Annotated in this window: 18 protein-coding genes and 1 riboswitch; of the genes, 14 read left to right on the plus strand and 4 right to left on the minus strand. The window is 39.1% G+C overall.

What is annotated here, in order from left to right; translation table 11 throughout:
* Positions 1 to 96: 96 nt before the first annotated feature.
* Positions 97 to 639: a helix-turn-helix domain-containing protein gene (locus WAA20_RS02430; RefSeq protein ID WP_022756836.1), complete on the plus strand. Its 543-nt coding sequence runs from the start codon at positions 97 to 99 to the stop codon at positions 637 to 639.
* 3 nt (positions 640 to 642) lie between these two features.
* Positions 643 to 1,449, plus strand: coding sequence for a hypothetical protein (locus tag WAA20_RS02435; protein ID WP_073389086.1), 807 nt, complete (start codon positions 643 to 645; stop codon positions 1,447 to 1,449).
* A gap of 52 nt (positions 1,450 to 1,501) precedes the next feature.
* On the opposite strand, the gene WAA20_RS02440 is transcribed toward WAA20_RS02435, so the two are convergent.
* Entirely contained in the window at positions 1,502 to 2,155 is a 654-nt protein-coding gene (locus WAA20_RS02440; protein WP_073389087.1) for a hypothetical protein, read from the minus strand.
* 353 nt (positions 2,156 to 2,508) lie between these two features.
* Here WAA20_RS02440 and ispE point away from each other — a divergent pair, with 353 nt between their 5' ends.
* Positions 2,509 to 3,375: a 4-(cytidine 5'-diphospho)-2-C-methyl-D-erythritol kinase gene (gene ispE, locus WAA20_RS02445; protein ID WP_073389089.1), complete on the plus strand. Its 867-nt coding sequence runs from the start codon at positions 2,509 to 2,511 to the stop codon at positions 3,373 to 3,375.
* 154 nt (positions 3,376 to 3,529) lie between these two features.
* On the opposite strand, the gene WAA20_RS02450 is transcribed toward ispE, so the two are convergent.
* Complete coding sequence (locus WAA20_RS02450; protein ID WP_073389091.1) at positions 3,530 to 6,823, minus strand: hypothetical protein; 3,294 nt, start codon at positions 6,821 to 6,823, stop codon at positions 3,530 to 3,532.
* A gap of 217 nt (positions 6,824 to 7,040) precedes the next feature.
* Here WAA20_RS02450 and tnpA point away from each other — a divergent pair, with 217 nt between their 5' ends.
* From tnpA to WAA20_RS02465, 3 genes are all read left to right on the plus strand, one after another.
* Complete coding sequence (gene tnpA, locus WAA20_RS02455; RefSeq protein WP_073389092.1) at positions 7,041 to 7,457, plus strand: IS200/IS605 family transposase; 417 nt, start codon at positions 7,041 to 7,043, stop codon at positions 7,455 to 7,457.
* Complete coding sequence (locus WAA20_RS02460) at positions 7,438 to 8,583, plus strand: RNA-guided endonuclease TnpB family protein (RefSeq protein ID WP_338802131.1); 1,146 nt, start codon at positions 7,438 to 7,440, stop codon at positions 8,581 to 8,583. The genes tnpA and WAA20_RS02460 overlap by 20 nt, the downstream gene beginning before the upstream one ends.
* Positions 8,584 to 8,888: 305 nt before the next feature.
* A complete protein-coding gene (locus WAA20_RS02465) occupies positions 8,889 to 9,464 on the plus strand; it encodes a hypothetical protein (protein WP_073388663.1) in 576 nt (191 codons plus the stop codon).
* 226 nt (positions 9,465 to 9,690) lie between these two features.
* Here WAA20_RS02465 and WAA20_RS02470 read toward each other — a convergent pair whose 3' ends face one another.
* Positions 9,691 to 10,380: a zinc ribbon domain-containing protein gene (locus tag WAA20_RS02470; protein WP_073388662.1), complete on the minus strand. Its 690-nt coding sequence runs from the start codon at positions 10,378 to 10,380 to the stop codon at positions 9,691 to 9,693.
* A gap of 71 nt (positions 10,381 to 10,451) precedes the next feature.
* Positions 10,452 to 10,526, minus strand: a riboswitch (cyclic di-GMP riboswitch).
* A gap of 334 nt (positions 10,527 to 10,860) precedes the next feature.
* On the opposite strand from WAA20_RS02470, the gene WAA20_RS02475 reads away from it, so the two are divergent.
* From WAA20_RS02475 to mfd, 7 genes are all read left to right on the plus strand, one after another.
* On the plus strand, positions 10,861 to 11,931 hold the full coding sequence (locus WAA20_RS02475) for a GDSL-type esterase/lipase family protein (RefSeq protein WP_073388660.1): 1,071 nt from the start codon (positions 10,861 to 10,863) through the stop codon (positions 11,929 to 11,931).
* Positions 11,932 to 11,990: 59 nt separating this feature from the next.
* Positions 11,991 to 14,219, plus strand: a complete 2,229-nt coding sequence (locus WAA20_RS02480) for a GGDEF domain-containing phosphodiesterase (protein ID WP_073388659.1) — start codon at positions 11,991 to 11,993, stop codon at positions 14,217 to 14,219.
* Entirely contained in the window at positions 14,216 to 14,341 is a 126-nt protein-coding gene (locus tag WAA20_RS02485; protein WP_278308449.1) for a hypothetical protein, read from the plus strand. Before WAA20_RS02480 ends, WAA20_RS02485 begins: the two co-directional genes overlap by 4 nt.
* Before the next feature lie 211 nt (positions 14,342 to 14,552).
* Positions 14,553 to 15,065 (plus strand): hypothetical protein, encoded by a 513-nt coding sequence (locus WAA20_RS02490; RefSeq protein ID WP_073388657.1) that lies wholly within the window; start codon positions 14,553 to 14,555, stop codon positions 15,063 to 15,065.
* A gap of 124 nt (positions 15,066 to 15,189) precedes the next feature.
* Positions 15,190 to 15,972, plus strand: a complete 783-nt coding sequence (locus WAA20_RS02495) for a glycosyltransferase family 2 protein (RefSeq protein WP_073388655.1) — start codon at positions 15,190 to 15,192, stop codon at positions 15,970 to 15,972.
* Positions 15,973 to 16,158: 186 nt separating this feature from the next.
* Complete coding sequence (pth, locus tag WAA20_RS02500; RefSeq protein WP_073388671.1) at positions 16,159 to 16,731, plus strand: aminoacyl-tRNA hydrolase; 573 nt, start codon at positions 16,159 to 16,161, stop codon at positions 16,729 to 16,731.
* 158 nt (positions 16,732 to 16,889) lie between these two features.
* Positions 16,890 to 20,444 carry a transcription-repair coupling factor gene (gene mfd / locus WAA20_RS02505; protein WP_073388653.1) on the plus strand — a complete coding sequence of 1,185 codons (3,555 nt, stop codon included), beginning with the start codon at positions 16,890 to 16,892 and terminating at the stop codon, positions 20,442 to 20,444.
* A gap of 135 nt (positions 20,445 to 20,579) precedes the next feature.
* Here mfd and WAA20_RS02510 read toward each other — a convergent pair whose 3' ends face one another.
* A complete protein-coding gene (locus WAA20_RS02510; protein ID WP_073388652.1) occupies positions 20,580 to 21,008 on the minus strand; it encodes a hypothetical protein in 429 nt (142 codons plus the stop codon).
* A 196-nt stretch (positions 21,009 to 21,204) separates the two neighbouring features.
* Between WAA20_RS02510 and WAA20_RS02515 the strand changes: the two genes are divergently transcribed.
* Positions 21,205 to 22,734: a phosphomannomutase/phosphoglucomutase gene (locus tag WAA20_RS02515; RefSeq protein WP_073388650.1), complete on the plus strand. Its 1,530-nt coding sequence runs from the start codon at positions 21,205 to 21,207 to the stop codon at positions 22,732 to 22,734.
* The last annotated feature ends 16 nt before the right edge of the window (positions 22,735 to 22,750 follow it).

Below are 22,750 nucleotides of genomic sequence, written 5' to 3' on the forward strand. Positions count from 1 at the left end.
TATAAGTATGAATAATAAAAATCACATTTATGACGGTTAAAAACGATTGTTTTACCGACATAAATGTGATTTAATTATTTTAAGGAGGGATTTACAATGGATAAATTCGTTATTCCAGACCATATTTCAGCAAAAGAAATAAAGCTCTTAAGGGGCGCTCTTGGCATGACTCAGAAAGAGTTTGCAGAGTTTGCTCATGTTTCCAAGAGAACTGTTGAAAGATGGGAATATTCTGATGAAGAGATAACAGGACCTATAACAGTGCTGGCTGAAATTCTTATTAAGAATCTGGACCTTCCCGACAAACTTAGAATCCCTGAGAGAAAATACAAGTTTAGATTGTGGTACATGTATCACGAGTTTGTTTGCACCATTATTGATGTGGACGAAATGGAAAGAAAGATTGCTATACATAACTATATTTCAAATCCTATATATAGAGCTTTTGGTGTAAATACGGAGCCTACATTTGAAGACTACGAGGAGTTTATAAAATCCAGGTGCTTTCCTGAAACAAGGGATAAACTAAAACTCGAACTTAAGAAACTGGATATACCTTTTTATGATCCCATAATGATAATTGAAAAGACAATGGGACGAATGGCTGATGATGATTTTTGGATCAGAATAGAGAGATAACATATGATAGAACTATTTGAAAAAGATATACGAACTGCAGACAGAAAGTCTTCTAAAGGAAATCAGCTCAAATTTGAGAGAGATGGAATTTGGTATAAGGCAGATAATATGGGCTATGAGGGCCTTGCAGAGTGTGTTATATCAGCTCTTTTGAAAAAGTCATCTCTTGGAAATGAAGAGTTTGCAGAGTATGACTATGAGATGATTGAGTATAACAAAGTTCAGTACAAAGGCTGTAAAAGTATTGATTTTACCAACAGGTGGAAGTTGATTACATTAGAAAGGTTATTTACTCAGACCTATGGAACTTCATTAAACAGGATGATTTATTCTACAGCTGATCATACTGAGAGACTCAAACTTCTTGTTGATCAAACGGAAAGAATTACCGGAATCACAGGCTTTGGCGTGTATATGAATAAACTTCTTACAGTCGATGCGCTGTTCTTAAATGAGGACAGGCATACCCATAATATTGCAGTACTGATGAATGATAAGAGACAATTTCGCCTATGTCCAATATTTGATAACGGTGGAGCTCTTTTGTCAGATACAAGTATGGATTACCCGTTGGGAAGAGATGTATTTGAATTGATTGAAAGAGCAAAGCCTAAAACTATATGCGATTCTTTTGAAGAGCAGATGCAAATTTCTGAGAAGCTATATGGAAATGGAATAAAAATTAACTATTCAGGTCATGATATAGAGAGTGTTCTTCAAAAGGCTTCTAATTATAGCGAAGAGGAAAAAGAAAGAGTTTTCGAAATAATATCGCAGACAAGAAGGAAGTACGGCTATCTGTTTAGATAGACTAAAAAGGCGTTTCGTAGCATAACCACGAAACGCCTTTAATAATATTCAATTATGCCTGTTCAGATACCGGCTTCCAGTTTTCGAGGCCGTATTCTTTAGCTTTTTCGTCGAAGCCTTTAAGTACTGCGTCATAGGTCTTCTGGGAGATTTCAGGGAGTTTGCCGCCCCACATCTCTTCAGCCTGTTTGTAGCCTTTCAGGAATGCATCGCGCATACTTTCAAGCTTGTCAGGGTCGCCGCCTGTAAGAGCTGTAGCAAAGTCGAGAATTCTCTTGGAAGTCTCTTCAACGCTCCAATAGCCGCCCTCTGCGATATCAGCCTGAGCTTGTGCCTTGGTAGCAGGATCAACTGTATAATCGCCGCTTGCAAGGAATTTCCAGATACTGTCAGAATCACTGCCGAATACAGACTTGGCATAAGCGCCTGTCTGTTTGTCCATCATCTTCTGGACGATACTTATAAGATTCTGTTTCTGAGCTTCCTGATCAGCCTTTAGCTGCTGAACAAGAGCTGTGTTCTGGGTATAGGTTTTCTTAGAAGCTTTTTGGGTTTTGACATCATCTGATTTCTCGTATACAACACCACTGTTTTCGCTAGCAGATTTAACTTCCTTGGAAGTTTCTTCTTTTTTAGCTGGAGCAGCGGCTGGCTGATAAGAACTTTGAACTACAGACGATACATTGTTAATAGCATCAACACTCATAATTGGACTCCTTTCCACGAACTCATTGCACCTGCCTGTGCGTTACGAGTGCGTTTTTAGATAATACTTCTATCCTCTTTTGCAGCTGTTCCTTCGGCATAGAGCGGACTGCTAAAAAAGGTTATACTCCTACATTCTTGTTATCGGATACAATTGACTAAAACTTAATAGCCAGGGAGAAGGATTTTATAAAAAATATGTAATGATAGGTATTCGAAGCCAGGTATTATAAAAAACTTGGCAGAACAGATGTTTTAGTGCAAAATAAATGCGGTATAATTGATGTTAGATAAAATATTGCTATTAAGACGAGCACACGTTTTACAAATAATCCCAAGTGAAAGTGAGAAAATATGATCACAAGAAAAGCATATGCAAAGATAAATTTAGGTCTTGATGTTACAGGAAGAAGAGATGATGGATATCACATCGTTCGCATGATAATGCAGAATGTTGATATTTACGATACCCTTACATTTGAAAAAAATGACCTTGGCAAAATTAGACTTACAGCTAATAAAGACACAATCCCAACAGATGAGCACAATCTTATCTATAAGGTATGTGCCCTTTTGATGGAGAAATATGATATCAAAGACGGCGTAGATGTACACCTTGAAAAAAGAATCCCCGTTGCAGCAGGCATGGCCGGCGGAAGTACAGACGGGGCAGCAGCTTTCTATGGTATGAAGGAACTTTTTGATCTTCCTATTACCCAGGAAGAGATGTGCGAGATGGCTGTAAAGCTGGGCGCAGATATTCCATATTGCATCATGGGAGGGACCATGCTCTCTGAAGGTATCGGAGAAGTTCTTACAGCTCTTCCTGATATGCCTGATTGCTACATCCTTGTAGGTAAGCCGGATATTAACGTATCAACCGGTTGGGTATATACAGAGCTTGACAGCAAAGAGATAGAATTCCATCCGGACATAGACGGAATGTGCGATGCTATAGGAAGTGGCGATCTTGGCGGCGTATGCCAGCGACTTTCCAATGTACTTGAACCTGTTACTAAGAGCAAATATGACATTATAGGCAAGATCGAAGCACTTATGGAAGATGGCGGCGCAGTCAGATCCATTATGACAGGAAGCGGCCCTACAGTATTTGGAATCTTCGATGATGAAGATAAGCTAAAAAAGGCTTATGACAAGGTTAAAGAAAGCGGCTATTGCCCTGAACTGTTCATGTCAAAGCCGGTAAATCCTAAATACTAATACTTATAAACTCAAACTACCCACTTGCACGGACCTGTAAAGACTTTGTGAATGCCGGTCTGTCCAAGTGGGTAGTTTGGGTTATTGGTCTAAAGCCAGTATACTGACTCATTCATATTTGATCAAATCTGAATGAGTCAGCATTCTAAGAATCTTAGCTTACTGTAAATAATCCATTAAACATTTCGGGCGTTATCTTATTGGCATTTTCATGCTTGGAAGTGTCCTTTACATAACTTAATAAGCTTTTATGAAGGGCGTATGCTTCCTTTACATTAGAAGTTATAAGCCTTGGAATATCGGAGGTGCAGACGAGTATATAAGAGTCTGTGCCTTCTATTTGTATCTCGTATAATAGTCCTAAGCGGTGACTTCTGCTGGCATTGTCTATAGTAGCGACTATAGGTTCTATGCTTGTATCATCAAGAATAGTAGATCTTGACGCTGTCACGATCTCATACCAGTTAGGCTCAGAGTAGGTACGTGTGTTAAATGTTTTAAGGGCAGGGCTTGCATCATCTATGGACAGGCCAAGTGTTCCTACAGCTACGGGTTTATTCATGCTCTCTGAGATACTCTTGAACATAGGATAGCACCAAAAGTCAGTGCAGTATGTACCGGCAATTGAATTGGTATTCTCCTTATCCTTTAGATATAGAAGGACATTGTGACCTTCTTGTACCTTACTGATAGCAGTGGCGGTGCTGGTTGTAACATATGGGTCATCTGCAAAATCTGTGGCAGCAGATGATATGACGTTTTCAGGTATCTTTGGATATGAATAGAGCGTATATGTATTAGTAGCAAGTATATTATTACTATTACTACAACTTGAGCTATCTATAAGATATAGTTTGAGTTCATATCTTTTAGGAGTAGAGCTTTCAGGGAAGTTCAGCGTGACTTCCGGAAGTGTGATCCTTCCCTGTGAATCAATATGCGGAATCTCAACAATACTACTGTCAATAATTGTGCTGTCAATAATAGAACTGTCGATAATAGTGTTGTTAATAATAGTACTATTATTGATAGTATTGTTAACAATAGCACTGTCAGAAGTAGTATTATCAATAGTCTTAGTATTTGTTTCGCTTTCATTAGGACAGGATATGAGTAATACTTTGAGCATCATATCAGGATGTATGTTCTTATCATAATAGGCTATCATCGGCTCAAAGGTGAAGCTTTCACCGGGGGTATGGATATAGCTTCTAAACCTTGCCATCACTACGATATCGTCCCATGACTGTCTGAACTGTTCAGGGGATATAAGGCCTTTATTTTCCATAAGAGAATTAAGGATTCCTATAAGGGCTGTTCCCTGTCCCGCATAGTCCTGAAGATCCAGAAGCTGGGTTCCAGCAAGGTATCTGGATGCGAGTGCGTCCTCCATCTCATGCTTATAACATTGCATAGCAAGTGCTCCGGAATTTTTGAAAAACTTCCCGGCATTTGAAAAAAGCCCCATCCTAATGGCATTATCTTTGAGAGCGGCGATATTGTAGGCTTTGAGAACTCCTGTGTAGTGATCTATCTCATCGTAGTCAGGATAGGTCTCGAACTGACCTGTTTCATGGGAAATGACAGGTATGTGAGGGATCAGTTCCTCCTTTGATGTAAGAGCAACTTCCTTGACAGTAGTACCAAACTGGATGGTGGTTGTAGATGCAGGTTCTGAAATATCAGATTTACCAGTTTCATTGTTTATATTATTTTGTTCCGTGATAAGATCAGGTCTTATATTGGCATCATAAGTATAGTCTGCTCTTGGAGGCATAATCTGGATATGTCCAGAAGGCCCGTCGCACAGGGCATAGGAACCTCGTATGAGCCTGTCTGTGGAGAAGCGTACTCCTACAAAGAAGTCATCTTCCGGCTGGATGTTGGGGGAGAACTGGAATGTATTGGAGCCCTGAGTATACAGAAGGTCTGGATTGATCATCTTAAATCCTGCAAGGAGCTTACCAAGAGCCTTGGGATTACCCCAAAGTTCGTTGCCACATCCAAACATGCAAAAAGAAGGGTGGGACGCAAATAAAGATATCATGCGATATCCTTCCATAGTAAGGTACTGCTGCATTGTAGCATCATATCCCTCTTCATCTTCCATGAGCCAGGAACCCCATATCTCCATCTCACTCTGTATTACGATTCCAAGAAGATCGGCAGCAAGAAAGGCTGCATCAGGCGGTGTACAAGAATGGAATCTATAATGATTGATCCCCCACCTTCTTGATATCATCATGTCATATAGCCATCCACATGCGTTCATAGGAGCAAAACCTGTCATAGGAAAGAGAAGACCGCAGTGTCTTCCTCTTAGGAAAATAGGACGGTTGTTTAACAGAAGATCATTGCCATCTGCTCTCAAATTTCTAAGTCCACATACAGCTTTGGTGCTGTCAAGGACAGATCCGCTTTCATCGCATAGATCTATATCAAAAACATACAGGTAAGGAGTGAATGTATCCCATTCAAATACACCCTTATCTGAAGCAGTAAGGTCAAGCTCATAGGTAAAAGAACATATGTTAATATCTGAGCAATTATCAGAAATACCATCATGGGTATTACCAGAGTAATTATCAGAAGTACTATCATTGTTATTATCTGAATCAGTTTTTATATAGCTGGTATTTGCATATTTGGCATTTATATACTTAGTATCTACATGGCCAAAAAATTTAGAATCAATACAGGAAGACTCTGTAAATTCCTGAGGCTTAATAATATCTTCTGTTATCTCAATATATTCTTTTAATATATCATAATCAGTTCCCTTGGCGGCAATGCTTATATCATCTCTGAACTTCTTAAACTCCGATGGATCAGCATCTTTATTTAGATACTTGTCCAGAAGCTTACATAAAGAAGTGCGGACTTTGATATTAACCTTATCAGAAGGGCAGTTTTTAGCTACACCTATGGTAAGATATGCTGACTTCTTGTCATAGTCAGCTTTTACGCTTGCAGATACGATATGAGCCTTATTGGTGCACTTAATATACACATCTCCAAGGATACCGCTCCAGTTGGTCTGTGTATCTTTGGATGTCAGGTGCCCGCCTGGGCATGGATAGTTCTTGTTATCTATTTCTATCTGTATGAGGGTATCTTCTCTCGTGAGATATGAAGTGATGTTATATACGTGAGGTGCTATAAGAGAGTCGCGCCTTCCGACAGGCTGTCCGTCTATATAGAGCTTGGTGATACGGCTCCTTTCTATACTAAGAATATATGAATCATATCCTTGTGGTATAGTCATCTGCCTGCTTAGCATTACTACGCCGCTGTATTCATGCTCATCTGTAAGATTACCTGTATCACGCCCTTGTGTATGCGGCGCTATTTTTGATGCCTGAATTGTCCCCGGAACAGACAGATTGGATGAAGGAATATCTGTTCCTTCAAAAGAGCAGTTAAAGCTGCCATTTAACGATATTATCATGTTAATGCTCCCCCTGAATGCAATTAGTCTTTGTATGCTGTACCCGCTTCATTTATAATATCATCATGATGTTTAACACGCCATGAGTAAGAAATCCCCCACCTCTATAGGTGGCGGGATGAATTGCGATAAACACGGCATTTCTTGATTTTTGTATCTGATGATATTATAATCTAATCGTAAATCAGTCGTATGTATAATAAAGGTTATAAATGTTATGAAATTAGATAATAATAATCATTCAGTGTTCATGTTGCATTATCACCTTATCATGTGCGTAAAGTTCCGCAACAAGGTGATAGATGACAAAATCTCAAGCCGTCTCAAAGAGATTTTTGAGAAGATTGCCCCTACGTATAACATTACGTTAGAGGAATGGAATCATGATATTGACCATGTACATATCCTGTTCCGAGGACAACCTAACACAGAGATAAGTAAATTTATTAATGCGTATAAATCTGCAAGCAGCAGACTTATCAAGAAAGAGTTTCCTCAGATACGTAAATCTCTTTGGAAAGAGATGTTCTGGTCACAGAGTTTTTGTCTGCTGACCACAGGCGGTGCTACCGTAGATATTATCAAGCAATATATACAATCCCAAGGTAAGAAAGATGACAAACAGAGCCATTAAGTATAGAGCATATCCTACAACTGAACAAAGTGTTATGTTTGCCAAGACCTTCGGCTGTTGCCGCAAGGTCTATAATCTTATGCTTTCCGATAAAATTGAGAGCTACAAGTCTACAGGCAAGTTTGTTACTGTAACACCTGCCAAATACAAAAAGGATTATCTATATCTCAAGGAAGTAGACAGTCTTGCTTTAGCGAATGTACAACTAAACTTACAAAGCGCTTTCAAGAACCGCTTTAGCAAATCCCATAAGAAAAACAACGGATTTCCTAAATTCAAATCTGCAAAACGCAGCCGTAAGTCATATACTACAAACAATCAGCATGGTACTGTTGCCATTACTGATAACAGCATTAGACTTCCTAAAATCGGTCATGTGAAGACAGTTATCCATCGTAAGCCTAATGATAGCTGGATAGTCAAATCAGCTACTGTATCACAGGAATCTGATGGAAAGTTCTATATTTCCGTATTGTTTGAGATTGCAGATAGTAAAAATACCTATGTAGCAGACACGAATAACTGTATTGGTCTAGATTATGCTTCTGACGGCTTGTATGTAGATAATAATGGTAACGTTGGTACAAATCACAAATACTATCGTGAAAGCCATGATAAGCTTGCTAAATCACAACGTAGGCTGTCACGTATGCAAGGCTCTAAAAAGCATGAAATCAAATCCAATAATTACCTAAAGCAACTCCGTAAAGTAAACAAAATACATAGACATATCGCTAATCAGAGATTAGATAATCTGCATAAAATATCTACTGAGATAGCCAATCAGTACGATGTTGTATGCGTAGAATCTCTGAACATGAAATCTATGTCAAATAAAGGTTTTGGTAATGGCAAAGCTACTCTTGATAATGGATACGGTATGTTTCTGTCAATGCTTGAATATAAGTTATCAGAAAGAAACAAATATCTTGTAAAAGTAGATAAGTGGTTTCCATCATCACAGATATGTCATTGTTGTGGAAAGATACATCCTGAGATGAAAAATCTCACAATTCGTACAATGAAATGTGATTGCGGTCTTACAATAAGCCGTGACCAGAACGCTGCTATTAATATCTTACGTGAGGGATTACGTATACTAAACGAATCTTTTGCAGTAGCTTAAAAATTAAATATACAGTAGGGATGGAATAGCCCTAACTTATACGCCTGTGGACATTGTGTAAGACATTGAGTTGCGTATCATCGTAGCCAATGCAGTAGTGGTTGAAGCAGGAAGCTCCGACTTCAAATGCGTAGCATTAAGTCGGAGTAGTTCACGATACTATTACTAATAATCCTTTGTACTTAGCAAGAATGACCATTTATGTTAGTGCGGTCATAATATATGCAATATATTAAAACTTCCCACTTTGGCGATACTGCATCGTCCTAGTGGGAAGTGACATGATTTAAACTCGGGAGGAACTTATGGTAGCAAATGAAAACTGGGAAAATGTAAGGATACTTGGAAGGACCCCTGTAACAGATACAGGGCTTGATCTTATCTGGTCAGGAAGCGGCGTCGAATTTATATTTAGAGGTTTAGAGCTTGGAATCAAGATAACAGGAGGAGATTCTGTCTATCAGCCGTGGATAAGCCTTCTTGTTGACGGAGCATGGATCATGCATATGCCTGTTCAGGAAGGTACCAATAAAGTTATGATGCTCAAAGGACTTGATCCAAGCACAGCTCACAACATAAGAATAGTCAAAGATACACAGGCAATGCCTGATGATAAAGATTCATTTGTTATTTTAAATTCACTTGTATACGAGGGTGAAATAAGTAAGACTCCTGATTACAGGTACAGGATCGAGTTTGTAGGAGACAGTATAACAAGCGGCGAAGGTCTTCTTGGAGCACATGATGCCATGGACTGGATAAGTCCTTATTTTAGCGTAGAGAATCACTACGGCGTGATGACGGCGCAGGCTCTTAATGCTGAGTACAGGCTTATATCCTGTCCTGAACTTTTCATGTCAAAGCCTGTTAATCATGCTTAATATAATAGTATCTAGTTAAATTATGACATTTGGAAATAGTTGAATGTGGCTGCAAGCTTAGAAAATATTTATGGCTTGTAGCTTTTCTTTATAATATTAAATAATCAAAAATAAGGCATTCTATGAAAATGTAAATCATAGAACACCTTACCTTTAAATAAACAAGAAAAGATACCTGTACATTATGCTTTAATGGTTGATGAATTTTGTAACAGTATTAAAATAATTATGCTAATTCTTTGAGTGCATCAGATATCACCAGAGTACGTAAATAAGCAGTTTGCTGTCTTTGCATATCAGTAATCTGCTGAGTCATTTGTTGCTGTACCCATCTATCTTTCTGCTCTACAAATAGGTTTAGAGCTTCTTTCAAAGAGTCTGCTCGTCCTTCTACAAGGCATTTATATATGTATTCAGCTGCTATGTAATATCTATAGTCATCCGGAAGAACAAGTAGTTCTTCACAATAATTGTTTTTTATATATTGTGTTGACTCTTCCTTAATTGCTGAAATCTTTCGGTCATTTTTTGTTTTTCGATATTTTTTAGCAATGGATGGTGGTAATACCGCAAAAGCTAAAGCATATATATTATTAGGTCCTAATATAATTAATCCAATTATGAATCCTGCTATACCCAAAATAACACTGCCCCACGTGGGAATGGTATTATTAGCAATACGATTCTCTTCTTGTGAGTATTCATCTATTTTTTTGTAAATAGGAAGAGATACTTCTAATGCATGAATTAAATTATTAAGCTCACTAGAATCATTATTCATAGTTGAAGATTGTGCATAATTTCTGGACTTTATTATTGTTGATTCGTTATTGCTTGATGATTCTAATTCGCTTCCGCAATTACCACAGTATTTCTGATCATCATCCATTTGATTGCCACATTTTGTACAGTACATTTTTACCTCCTTAAATAACTTCGTACTCCAAAAAAAAAACGATGCAAAAAACGCATCGCTAATGATCTATCAATTGCAACTGGCTACCTAAGATAGGCCCTATAGCTTTGCGTCACTAGATTGCTCTAGTTTTGCCAATATGATTTTGTGCAGGTTGAATATTATCACAATAAAAATAAAAAAACAAGTGGATTTGCGATAATTATAAAAAAGTGATCAACTAGATAATGTGATTGATAGTTCAAAGCCTTTTTGGCGCAAAATATTAAAAGATTGTTTTAGACTGTTAGCAGTTATATTGATTAAATATGAATCTTTGAGATTATCTTAAGACTTTATTCATATTAATCAAAAACGTAAGCCACCTATGCATAGCATGAGATATAATATTTCTATTGTGAGTTTTATGCTTTCACATCGCAACATATTTTTTATAACAAAAGATTTGAATCAGAAAGATTAAAAATAAGGGGGAGCATTATGCTGATAAATGATAATTGGAAGGATATCCGAATTCTAGGAAGAACACCTGTTATCGAAGAAAAACTTGAACTTATCTGGTCAGGAAGCGGCGTCGAATTTATATTTAGAGGAACAGAACTTGGGATCGAGATAACAGGAGGAGATTCTGTCTATCAGCCGTGGATAAGCCTTATTATGGACGGTGCATGGATCATGCATATGCCGGTTCAGGAGGGGACTAATAAAGTCATAATGCTAAAGGGACTGGATCCATCTACAAGCCACAACATCAGAATTATAAAAGAGACGCAGGCAATGCCTGATGATCCTGACTCTTTTGTCATATTAAATTCTCTGTTATATGACGGCGAGGTATTAAAGACACCGGATTATAAGTACAGGATCGAATTTGTCGGAGACAGTATTACAAGCGGCGAAGGCCTTATTGGAGCTCGTGATGCCATGGACTGGATAAGCCCTTATTTTAGCACCGTCAATCATTATGGCGTTAAGACAGCACATGACCTTAATGCGGAGTACAGGCTTATATCACAGAGCGGATGGGGAGTTTCATGCGGCTGGGACAATAATATAACAAGTACACTTCCTCTTGTATATGAAAGTGACAGGTGTCAAAGGGGCTTATCCGATCATGATTTTGATTCATGGAAAGCGGACGTCGTAGTCATCAACTTAGGAACCAATGATGAAGGCGCTTTTAGAAGCCCTGAATATACAGACCCTGAGACGCTTGCAGTTTATAAGAAGACACTTAATGATGATGGAAGCTATAGAGATAGTGATATAGATGTCATCAAAAGAAGCGTTATATCTTTTCTTAAAACTATAAGAAAAGATAATCCGGATGCGCAGCTTGTCTGGGTATACGGGATGATAGGATATGGTCTTGGACAGTATCTTGAAGAAGCAGTAAATGAATATGTAGATGAGACCGGAGATACCAAAGCTTCCTATCTGCCGCTTTCTGATACCGAAGGCGAGGGATTTGGTTCAAGACAGCATCCGGGTATCATAAGTCATTCTAGATCAGCAGAAATAATAACAGCTTACCTCAAGGAAATAATTTAAAAACCGATATAAAGAGATATAGGGTATAAATGGATTTACATAGCTTTGAAGGAGTCATAATGCCTGATATCAGATGTGTTACGGATAGTAATAACCTTGATTACAATTTCTATGCCAAGATGTACAAAAGCAGTGAGGCCGATCCTCTGACCGGTCTTCTTACTATTGCAACTTTTCGCAAATATACCCAAACGATACTTGGAGAAATAAGACAGCATGATTCAAGAGATGTTGTTGTGATCTACATCGATATCAGAGATTTCAAGGGAATCAATGAAGAGTTTGGCTTTGAGCAGGGAGATGAAGTATTAAGAAGCTTTGGTACTATTCTAAAAGAAGTTTTCTATGGCAGGGCCTGTGCCCATTTTCTGGCTGATCACTTTGTTGTGATGTGTTTTGAAGACGAGGCGTTAAAAGGTATCAAGGAAATTGAAAGAGTGCTGCATGAGACCTATAGCTTTAGAATGATCATGTTCGATGCAGGTATATACAGACTTGAAAGTATTAATGAGAGTATCATGAATGCCTGTGACAGAGCCAAGGATGCCATGGATGATATAAAGGGCATATATTCTCAGAATGTCCGTTTCTATGATGATGAGCTTAGCCTTAAGATCCGTAGGAAAAGATATATTATAAATGAACTTGATAAAGCCATAGCAAATGGCAATATTCAGGCCTGGCTTCAACCTATAATGAGAACATTGTCAGGAAGGCTGGCTGGAGTTGAAGCCCTTGCAAGATGGAATGATCCTATATATGGATTTATGAATCCTGCAGAATTCATAGGTATTTTGGAGGAATGCAAGCAGATCTATAAACTTGATATTGCTATTGTAAGAGCTGCCTGCAGGAATTTTAACAGATGGTATTCCCAGTATGGGACTGCGGTGCCTTTTTCAGTTAATCTTAGCAGGATAGATTTCGAGATGTGCGATATCTTCTCTGAGATCAAGAAGGCTGCTTCTGAATATGATGTGGATCCAAAGTATATACGTATAGAGATAACCGAGTCCGTTCTTATGCGTGAACCTGAGTTCATGAAAGAAGTTATAGCCAAATTTCATGAAGCAGGTTATGAAGTGTGGATGGATGATTTTGGAAGCGGATTCTCTTCATTGAATGTTATGAAGGAGTTTGATTTTGATCTTATCAAGATCGATATGACTTTCCTTCGTACATTTGATGATAAGTCCCATATTATCATCCCGGCTATTATCAACATATCTAAAAAGCTCGGCAAGAAGACCCTTGCAGAAGGTGTTGAGACCAATGAGCATGTAGATGCTCTCCGCGAGTGGGGATGCGACATGATGCAGGGATATCTGTATCATAAGCCTGTACCGCCTGATGATGAATATATTCATATATTCGGCCAGAATCCTGAGACTGCAGAAACGGATCATGACAGAAAGTTCTATGGTGAAGTCAGCTATGCTAATGTGCTCGACTCGTCTATTTTTTCTAAGATAGTAAGACCTGATGGAACTAAGATGAGGACTTCACGGGCTGTTGCTATTGTAGAACTTAAAGATGATATGTTCAAGCTTATGTATACCAATGAGGCATTCAGATATACAATGAGCCAGGTTGATATAGACAGTGTAGAACTTGTCCAGAAGTACCTTAACGATAGCAGAAGACAGTACTATCATAAGATGCGCGAGCTCTTCCATTCGCTGTCATCTGATAATGAATATGTAGCACAGGACTTCATATTAAGCGGTGAATTGTTCGTTATAAGAGCCAAGTTCATAGCCAGAGACACAGAAGAAGACAATGACAGAATGATGGGTATCATAACCCTTGAGAATATATCGAGATCTCCGTATCTCAAAGAGCAGAAGATGGTAGACTATGCCCTTCGTGATATCGTTAAGATCTTCGAAAGAATAGACCTGTGGCATATAGATGAGAACTATGCAGAGGTCGTATATAACAGTGCGAATTTCTTCGTGGAAACAGGAAGACCGGCACTTGACTACGGAATGGAGATTTTCATTCAAAAAGAGGTATATCCCAAGGATAGCGCCAGATACAGACAGTTCATGAATTATAAGACTATATTGGACAGGATACATTCAAGCGGGATGGGATTTGTATCAGAGAACTTCAGGTTCCGTGATAAAAACGACCGTGACAAGTTCATATGGAAGACATTCCTTATGGTGGATGCCTCTACTCATGATGAAAGAAGGGTCTATGCCTGCATAAGGCCTAGCGATTCACCTGCACGTATGAATGGCTACCAAAGCTTCCTTGAAAATAAGGGCGATACATTATCATGACCTCATACCTTGCTCTTCCCGATACTAAAACGGACGGCTTTGGATCAAGGCAGCATCCGGGCCCTGTAAGTCACAAAAATGCAGCTAACGTGATAGTGGATTATCTAAAAGAAGTAATATGACGTGAGTATTATAGGATCACATAATAATACCGATATATAGATATATGAATATCCAGTTTGTTTTCAGGCTGGAGGGCGAGGTGCCATGGTGCTACCACAGATTTTATTGGAGGTTATGAGTTTATCTGCGATAAACTCTGCGAATTGGTGTCGCGAGCTCCACCAATTTAACCATTAGTCACTCGTTTCACTCGTGACATGAGGTTTTGTTATGGGCTATTCAGTTACATCGAACGTCTATCTCCGTAATCTTTACGGGAATAATAAAGATTATATTAGCGGAAGTACAAGATCGCAGGCTTCTAAGAAAACAGTTATAAGCGCTGATTCCCAGGCGCTGGCTAAGGGCGCTAAGATCATGACTGGTCTTGACTACGGAACTAAAGCCAAGGATGATGACATTGAGAATTCACTGCTTGGAAATAATCTCAAGGCTTTTATCGATTCGTATAACAATACACTGAATTCGGCATCAGGTTCTGAACTTAGGGATATCAAAAAACTTGCAGATAAATTAAAGGATTTTAGCAAGGAATATGAATCTGAGCTTGAAAAACTTGGAATAACTTTTGATGAGAAGGGATATATGTCACTGGCATCGGCAGCTGTAGAAAATCTTGATAATAAAAAGTTTGAAAAAATATTTGGTCAGGATTCCGATTTTACAAAGACGGTAAGAACACTTGCTAAAAAACTTTACAGACATATAGATGCATCCGTCTGATGTAAAGAGGAACATACCTTTTATTATTTACAATAATTTGGTAAGATGTATTACAACCTAATAGATAAATATCGTATACCCCATTGCCACCGGTAATGGGGCCTTAGTTGTGGGAGAAAATAGGATGAATAATAAGCCCGGCATTGATGACAAAGTCAGCATAATAGTACCTGTTCATAACGCAAGGGACTATATAGCAAATACAATTAAGATGGTAGAAGCACAGACCTACACTAACTGGGAGCTGGTGCTTGTTGACGATGCATCAACAGATGACAGTGTTGAAATAATAACAAGCGCTATCGAAGAAAGCTCTTTTTCTCAGGAACACTTTGTTCTGATCCTTAAAAATAAGAATGAGAAAGCTGCAGCTGCCAGAAACACAGGCCTTGACAGGGCATCAGGAAGATACATAGCTTTCCTTGACGCTGACGATGTGTGGCTTCCAGAAAAGCTTCAAAAAGAGCTTGAATTTATGAAAAAAGAAAGAGCCTCTTTTGTCTTCATGTCATATGAATTTGGTGATGAAGATGCAAAGCTTACAGGCAAGATAGTAAGAGTTCCTGACAGTCTTGATTTTAAACATGCACTTTCAAGAACTGTTATCTTTACTTCAACAACACTTTTTGACACCAAACATCTTGATAAAAAACTCATATACATGCCACTGATAGAAAGCGAAGATACAGCAACCTGGTGGAGTATATTAAAAACGGGTGTTATCGCAAGAGGACTTGATGAACCTCTCGTTATATATAGAAGACCGGCTCATTCGCTGTCATCTAATAAGCTTGTTGCGATTAAGCGTATATGGAGATTGTATAGAGAGATAGCGAAGCTTAATGTCTTTTCTTCACTTGTAAATCTTGTGGGATGGGCTTATCGTGCAACTGTAAGGCGCATTTAAAGAATTCAAGAAATCTTTGAAAAGTAAGTATACAGTAAATATAAAAAGGTTGGTAGAAAGTAATATTAAAAGTATTTGATATAAGAGGCTGACATAAGCTAAACAATACTAAAAGGCGGAATATTGATGCTGGAGTTTATTAAAAGATTATTTTTTAAAAATGAATTGAAAGAGAGTAACGAAGAAGTGGTTATTATTGCAGGTTTAGGTAATCCGGAGAAAAAGTATATAGGAACAAGGCACAATGTTGGCTTTGCTACGATCGATGCTTTGTGTGACAAGTATGGCATAGAGCTTACAGAGACTAAGTTCAATGCTGCATATGGTAAGGGAATGATTGAAGGCCATAAGGTTCTTCTTATGAAGCCTCTTACATACATGAATAAGAGCGGCGAAGCAATTGGACCTATGTGCCATTTTTATAAGATAAGCCCTGAGAACGACCTTATTGTGATATCAGATGATATTGATCAGGATGTAGGAAATATCAGGGTTCGCCCTAAGGGAAGCGCAGGTGGCCATAACGGACTTAAGTCCATAATTGCTCATTGCCAAACCGACGGTTTCTCCAGAATAAGAGTTGGCGTTGGCCGTAAGCCTCAGGGAATGGATCTGGCTGACCATGTACTTAGTCACTTCTCCAAGGAGGAAGAAGCCGGTCTTAAGAGTGCTATTGAAAATGCCATGGCTGCTATACCTGTGATCCTCAATGAGGGTACAGATGCGGCAATGAACCGCTTTAATCGTAAGGTCGTTTAAGATAGAAAATTTAATAAAAGAATTGTAATTTAAAACATAGCTGCTATGTAGAAGCAAGCTATTAAGTTGTAATTGTAAGATGATTGAAAGCGTTAGCTATACACATCTGAAATGGAAGTGGCTAATTTTGACCCGGAAAGAAAGAGGAAAGGAATAATATGCGTGCAATAGAGGCGCCTTTGCAGGAACTTCCTGCATATACACAGCTAGATAAATACATTGACAACCCGTTCGCCTGCGCGGAAGTTATCGGATGTCTTGATTCACAGAAGCTCCATCTGATCAACGGGCTTGGAAGCCAGGTGCGTTATCGCATAATCGTGACTGATTCTGATCTTAGGGCCAAAGAGATATTTGAAGACTATAAGTTCTATGATCGCAATGTAACGGTCTATCCGGCTAAGGATCTTATTTTCTATCAGGCAGATATCCATTCTAATGATCTTACTCGTGAGCGTATTAAGACTATGCGTCGCCTTATTGAAGGCCGCCCGGTTACTGTGGTCACGACTTTTGCTGCCCTTATGAGTCCGCAGATCCCTGCTGAAGTTATCAAAAGCAATATCCTTGCTCTTGATAAAAGAAAACCTGTAGACGAGCAGGACATTGCAAGAAAGCTTGTAAATATGGGCTATGAAAAGGTCTATCAGGTAGAAGGTCCCGGACAGTTCTCAGTAAGAGGCGATATCATTGATGTCTTTGACCTTACAGAAGAGAACCCGTACAGAATAGAGCTTTTTGGTGATGATATTGAATCCATGAGATCTTTTGACATAATGTCTCAAAGATCACTTGAAAAGCTTGAGTCTATCGAAATATATCCTGCTTCTGAACTGATACTTACAAGGCAGAGACTTGAAGACGGCTTTGAAAAAATAACAGATGAATTCGAAAAAAGATACGAGCAGCTACGTAAGGAGTTTAAGACAGAAGAATCTGCAAGGCTCAAGCAGATCATAGAAGAAAAGAAAGAAGAAGCGCTTGAGTATGACAATATGTCTGGTCTTGAGAGCTTCCTTAGATATTTTGTTGATAATCCATCTACATTTCTTGAGCTTTTCAATAGCGGAAGTACCATGATCTTCATAGATGAGCCTTCACATGTACAGTCTCAGGCTAAGGCCGTCTTTGAAGAATTCAGGGAGAGTATGATCAATAGAGCTGAGCAGGGATACATCCTTCCTGGTCAGATGGATCTTCTTTTTACAGAAGAAGAGATCATTGCAAGGATGGGGAATACCAGAAGGGTTCTGCTTGAGACTATCCCGCTTCCTTCGTCTCTTAATCACTATGAGCCTGGTGAAAGCTTTGAGATTCATGCTCAGACTATAGCGCCTTACAATAACAGCTTTGATCTTCTTGTTAAGGACTTAAAGAGCTATCACAAAAGGGGATACAGAGTCCTCATTTTGTCAGGTTCAAGAACAAGGGCTAAGAGAATCGTTGAAGATTTAAGAGATAATGATGTAATAGCATCCTATAGTGAAGATCCCGGACGCGTACTTCAGGCGGGCGAAATAATGACTTATTATGGCCGCATTCTGAAAGGATTTGAGTATCCTGATATTAAATTTGCGGTTATATCTGAAAGTGATATTTTTACAGAGCACAAGAAGAAAAAGCGTAAGAAGAAAAAGCATTCCGGTGAGGCTATCTCCTCCATGGCAGATCTTCATCCGGGAGATTATGTAGTTCATGAAAGTCACGGCCTTGGTATCTATAGAGGTATCGAGAAGATCGAGACGGATCATGTAATAAAGGACTACATCAAGGTTGAGTACGCTGGCGGAGGTAATCTGTACGTTCTGGCAACGGGTCTTGATGTACTTCAAAAGTATGCATCAACATCTGAAGATACGAATCATAAGCCTAAGCTTAATAAACTTGGAAGCGCTGAATGGAAAAAGACTAAGGCTAAAGTCAGAAGTGCGGTTGATGAAGTGGCTCAGGACCTTGTAGAACTGTATGCCAAGAGACAGCAGACCAAAGGATTCCAATATGGCCCTGATACTGTATGGCAGCAGGAATTCGAAGATGCTTTTCCTTATGAGGAGACAGAAGATCAGGAAGCAGCTATCGATGCAGTTAAGGCTGATATGAGATCACCTCGTATCATGGAAAGACTTATCTGCGGCGACGTTGGATTTGGCAAAACAGAGATTGCCATAAGAGCAGCATTTAAGGCAGTTCAGGATAGTAAGCAGGTAGCAGTACTTGTGCCTACAACAATCCTTGCCCAGCAGCACTATAATACCTTCTGCGAAAGAATGAAGGATTTCCCAGTTCGCGTAGACATGATGTCCCGCTTCAGGACCGCAAGAGAGCAGAAAAAGACTGTTGAAGATCTTAGAAAAGGCCTTGTTGACATTGTTATAGGAACACACAGACTTCTTTCCAAAGATATACAATATAAGGATCTTGGACTTCTTATCGTCGATGAGGAACAAAGATTTGGTGTAACTCATAAGGAAAAGATCAAGAAGATCAAGGAAAGCGTTGACGTACTGACACTTTCAGCTACTCCTATTCCTAGAACTCTTCATATGAGCCTTGTTGGAATAAGGGATATGAGCATTCTTGAAGAAGCGCCTAATGAACGTCAGCCTATTCAGACCTTCGTGTGCGAATATAACGAAGAGATGGTGAGAGAAGCTGTAGTTAGAGAGCTTTCAAGAAATGGTCAGGTTTACTATGTATATAACAGGGTCAATGATATAGCTGATGTTGCAGCAAGGATTCAGAAGCTTGTTCCTGAAGCCAATGTCGCTTTTGCTCATGGACAGATGGCGGAGCAGGAGCTTGAGAAGATCATGTATGACTTCATAGACGGCGATATCGATGTACTTGTATCAACTACTATCATTGAGACAGGACTTGATATTCCTAATGTTAACACCATGATCATAAGCGATGCTGATAAGATGGGTTTATCACAGCTGTATCAGTTAAGAGGTCGTGTAGGAAGATCCAACAGAAGCGCCTATGCCTTCCTTATGTACAAAAAGAATAAGCTCCTTAAAGAGGTTGCGGAAAAGAGACTCTCTGCAATCAGAGAATTCACTGACCTTGGCTCCGGCTTTAAGATTGCCATGCGAGATCTTGAAATAAGAGGCGCTGGCTCCCTTCTTGGAAGAAAGCAGTCAGGCCACATGATGGCAGTAGGCTATGACATGTACTGCAAGATGCTCAATGAAGCAGTCCGTAAGAAAAAGGGCCTTGAGTCTGCATATCCTGAAGATTTCGATACATCCATAGATCTTGACGTAGATGCTTATATACCTGTCAAATACATCCTTAATGAGGAACAAAAGCTTGAGATATATAAGAGGATCGCAAGTATCGAAAACCTTGGCGAAGCTGATGATATGAGAGATGAGCTTCGTGACAGATTTGGAGAAGTTCCGGACAGTGTAGATAACCTTCTTAGAGTTGCTCTTATGAGAGTTAAGGCTCACAGCCTTTATATGCGCGAAGTTAAAGGCGGAAATGGTGAGATAACATTTGAAATTTTAAGAGAAGCTAAGATAAAGAGCGAGAATATACCGCTTTTATTAAAACACTATAAAGGTAAGCTTTCCTTCAAATCAAAAGGTAAGGTCATGTTCATCTATACCTATAAAAAAGATGAAAACCAGAAAAAAGCAGAACAAAATCTGTTATGTGATACAGAAAAGCTCCTGATGGATATGGAGCAGGCGCTGCTGAATATTTAACTTTCATTTAGATTAGCGTACAGTCTTATTATTTTTATATAGTTGATAAAGAAAATCCACTCTGGCAGAAATGTCAGAGTGGATAATTTTTTCTATATATAATTTTTTATGAGCATCAAAATGAGATGTTCTACTTTAAGCCATTGCAACAGAGCGAAGCTTTAAAGCCTGTTGCTGAATAAAAGAAAGCGGTATATCCCTTGTTCCGAGATTATCAAGATCGTTTCCTAATTGTTCAAGTCTTCTTCTCGATTCGGCCAGGTCAAATGACTCTATTGAAAGTCCTGCCATTGCAAACATAAGAGTCATTACAAAGACATTTCTGATCTTTTTGTCCCTGATAAAAACAATATCAAAAGGTACCGGACCCTGATCATTGCTGATAGCATAAGGATATTCGCCTTCAATTTCCTCTACATCGATTTCTGACTCAAGAATCATGTAAGGATCATATCCTGTAAAAAGAATTGCTGAATAAGTCTGAGCATCCTGCTCGCCTAGAAAAGCAATCAAATCCGTTTGACCATCGAGAGATATTTTGTAAAGAGTTATTGTATTGCCCATTATCAAAACCTCCAAACCAGCCAAGATCAAAAACACATTAGCTGCTAAACATATATTTCATTATATAAATCGGCATTTTGAAGAGAAAAGTTTATTGTTTTTTGAGATGATGTAAGCAATAATTAAATAGCAATTACTGCTTTTGAATAATAAAATGATAGAGCAGAGTCGATCATGTGGGAGGATATCAAGCAAAATGAGTTATTCTGAACTTCAAAATGGTAGTGACATCCGTGGCATCGCTATGGAAAATGAGACTGGTGCATCTGTAAATCTTACAAAGAAGGCATCTGAAGATCTTGCCGGAGCATTTGCTCTGTGGCTTTCAGCAAGAAATGATAATAAGAAAGTAAAAATTGCACTTGGAAGAGATTCAAGACTTACAGGAAAGGATCTCTTAGAGGCAGCAGCAAGAGGAATCGTTGCACAGGGACATGAAGTGTGCGATTTTGGAATTGCTTCTACACCTGCAATGTTTATGTCAACTGTTCTTGAAAGCGGAGATGATAAAGCTACTTATGATGGAAGCATTATGATAACTGCAAGCCATCTTCCATACTATAGAAACGGACTTAAGTTTTTTACCAAAGAAGGCGGTCTTGAAAAGGGAGATATTAAAGAGCTTACAGAACTTGCTGATAAGCTTTCTTCTTCTGAAACTCCTGTTTTAGATACGGAGATTAAGACCTGCAATTTCATGGATACATATGCATCCTACCTTCAGGAGAAAATCCGTGAAGGTGCCGGCAAAGGTGATAGACCACTTGAAGGTTTAAAGATCATCGTTGATGCAGGTAACGGAGCAGGCGGATTCTATGTAACCAAAGTTCTTGAACCGCTTGGTGCTGACACAACAGGCAGTCAGTTCCTTGAGCCTGATGGAAGCTTCCCTAACCACATTCCAAATCCTGAGAATAAAGAAGCTGCAGAATCTATTAAGAATGCAACTCTTACTTCAAAGGCTGATCTTGGAATCATATTCGATACAGATGTTGACAGAGCAGGAGCTGTTCTTCCTTCCGGAAAGACGCTTACAAGAAATGATCTTATCGCGATCCTTTCCATGATAGCTCTTGAGCAGCATCCTGGTACAACGATCGTTACTGACTCTGTTACATCAGACGGTCTTCACGACTTCATCCTTGCTCATGGTGGCAGGCATAAGAGATTTAAACGTGGATACCGCAATGTTATAGATGAGTCTATTAGACTTAACAATGAAGGAACCGATTCTCAGCTTGCAATCGAGACAAGTGGTCACGGTGCATTCAAAGAGAACTACTTCCTTGATGATGGCGCATACCTTATGGTTAAGCTCCTTATCGAAATGGGTAAGGGCAAAAAGCTTGAAGAGATGATCTCAGATCTTGGCGAGCCTTGCGAAAGCGACGAGATCAGATTCCCTGTTCTTCAGGATAAGATAGAGGGTGGAGATCTTCAGGCTAATGGAGACCGTATCCTTAAGATGCTCGAAGAAGCAGCTGGCAGTGTAGAAGGCTGGTCACTTCCCGAGGAGAACTATGAGGGCGTCAGAGTTAATGCTGACAAAGAGCATGGCGATGGATGGCTTCTTCTTAGAAAGTCACTTCATGAGCCGATCATGCCACTCAATATTGAAAGCAATACAAAGGGCGGCAATATGTTAATGGCAACTAAGCTGAAAGAAATTCTGGCAGGAGAAGATACTCTTGATCAGTCACCTCTTGATGCTTTTATTAACAAATGAAAACACAGTTTTATTA

The organism is Butyrivibrio fibrisolvens (assembly GCF_037113525.1).
Taxonomy (GTDB): Bacteria; Bacillota; Clostridia; order Lachnospirales; family Lachnospiraceae; genus Butyrivibrio; species Butyrivibrio fibrisolvens.

Excerpts from the sequence above, each read along its gene's own strand:
- tnpA (WP_073389092.1), top strand. The coding sequence starts at position 7,041 with ATGAAATTAGATAATAATAATCATTCAGTGTTCATGTTGCATTATCAC.
- WAA20_RS02510 (WP_073388652.1), bottom strand. The coding sequence starts at position 21,008 with ATGGGCAATACAATAACTCTTTACAAAATATCTCTCGATGGTCAAACG.
- WAA20_RS02480 (WP_073388659.1), top strand. The coding sequence starts at position 11,991 with ATGCCTGATATCAGATGTGTTACGGATAGTAATAACCTTGATTACAAT.
- WAA20_RS02490 (WP_073388657.1), top strand. The coding sequence starts at position 14,553 with ATGGGCTATTCAGTTACATCGAACGTCTATCTCCGTAATCTTTACGGG.
- WAA20_RS02470 (WP_073388662.1), bottom strand. The coding sequence starts at position 10,380 with ATGTACTGTACAAAATGTGGCAATCAAATGGATGATGATCAGAAATAC.
- WAA20_RS02435 (WP_073389086.1), top strand. The coding sequence starts at position 643 with ATGATAGAACTATTTGAAAAAGATATACGAACTGCAGACAGAAAGTCT.
- WAA20_RS02515 (WP_073388650.1), top strand. The coding sequence starts at position 21,205 with ATGAGTTATTCTGAACTTCAAAATGGTAGTGACATCCGTGGCATCGCT.
- WAA20_RS02440 (WP_073389087.1), bottom strand. The coding sequence starts at position 2,155 with ATGAGTGTTGATGCTATTAACAATGTATCGTCTGTAGTTCAAAGTTCT.
- mfd (WP_073388653.1), top strand. The coding sequence starts at position 16,890 with ATGCGTGCAATAGAGGCGCCTTTGCAGGAACTTCCTGCATATACACAG.
- WAA20_RS02450 (WP_073389091.1), bottom strand. The coding sequence starts at position 6,823 with ATGATAATATCGTTAAATGGCAGCTTTAACTGCTCTTTTGAAGGAACA.
- WAA20_RS02475 (WP_073388660.1), top strand. The coding sequence starts at position 10,861 with ATGCTGATAAATGATAATTGGAAGGATATCCGAATTCTAGGAAGAACA.
- WAA20_RS02465 (WP_073388663.1), top strand. The coding sequence starts at position 8,889 with ATGGTAGCAAATGAAAACTGGGAAAATGTAAGGATACTTGGAAGGACC.
- WAA20_RS02460 (WP_338802131.1), top strand. The coding sequence starts at position 7,438 with ATGACAAACAGAGCCATTAAGTATAGAGCATATCCTACAACTGAACAA.
- WAA20_RS02430 (WP_022756836.1), top strand. The coding sequence starts at position 97 with ATGGATAAATTCGTTATTCCAGACCATATTTCAGCAAAAGAAATAAAG.
- ispE (WP_073389089.1), top strand. The coding sequence starts at position 2,509 with ATGATCACAAGAAAAGCATATGCAAAGATAAATTTAGGTCTTGATGTT.
- WAA20_RS02495 (WP_073388655.1), top strand. The coding sequence starts at position 15,190 with ATGAATAATAAGCCCGGCATTGATGACAAAGTCAGCATAATAGTACCT.
- WAA20_RS02485 (WP_278308449.1), top strand. The coding sequence starts at position 14,216 with ATGACCTCATACCTTGCTCTTCCCGATACTAAAACGGACGGCTTTGGA.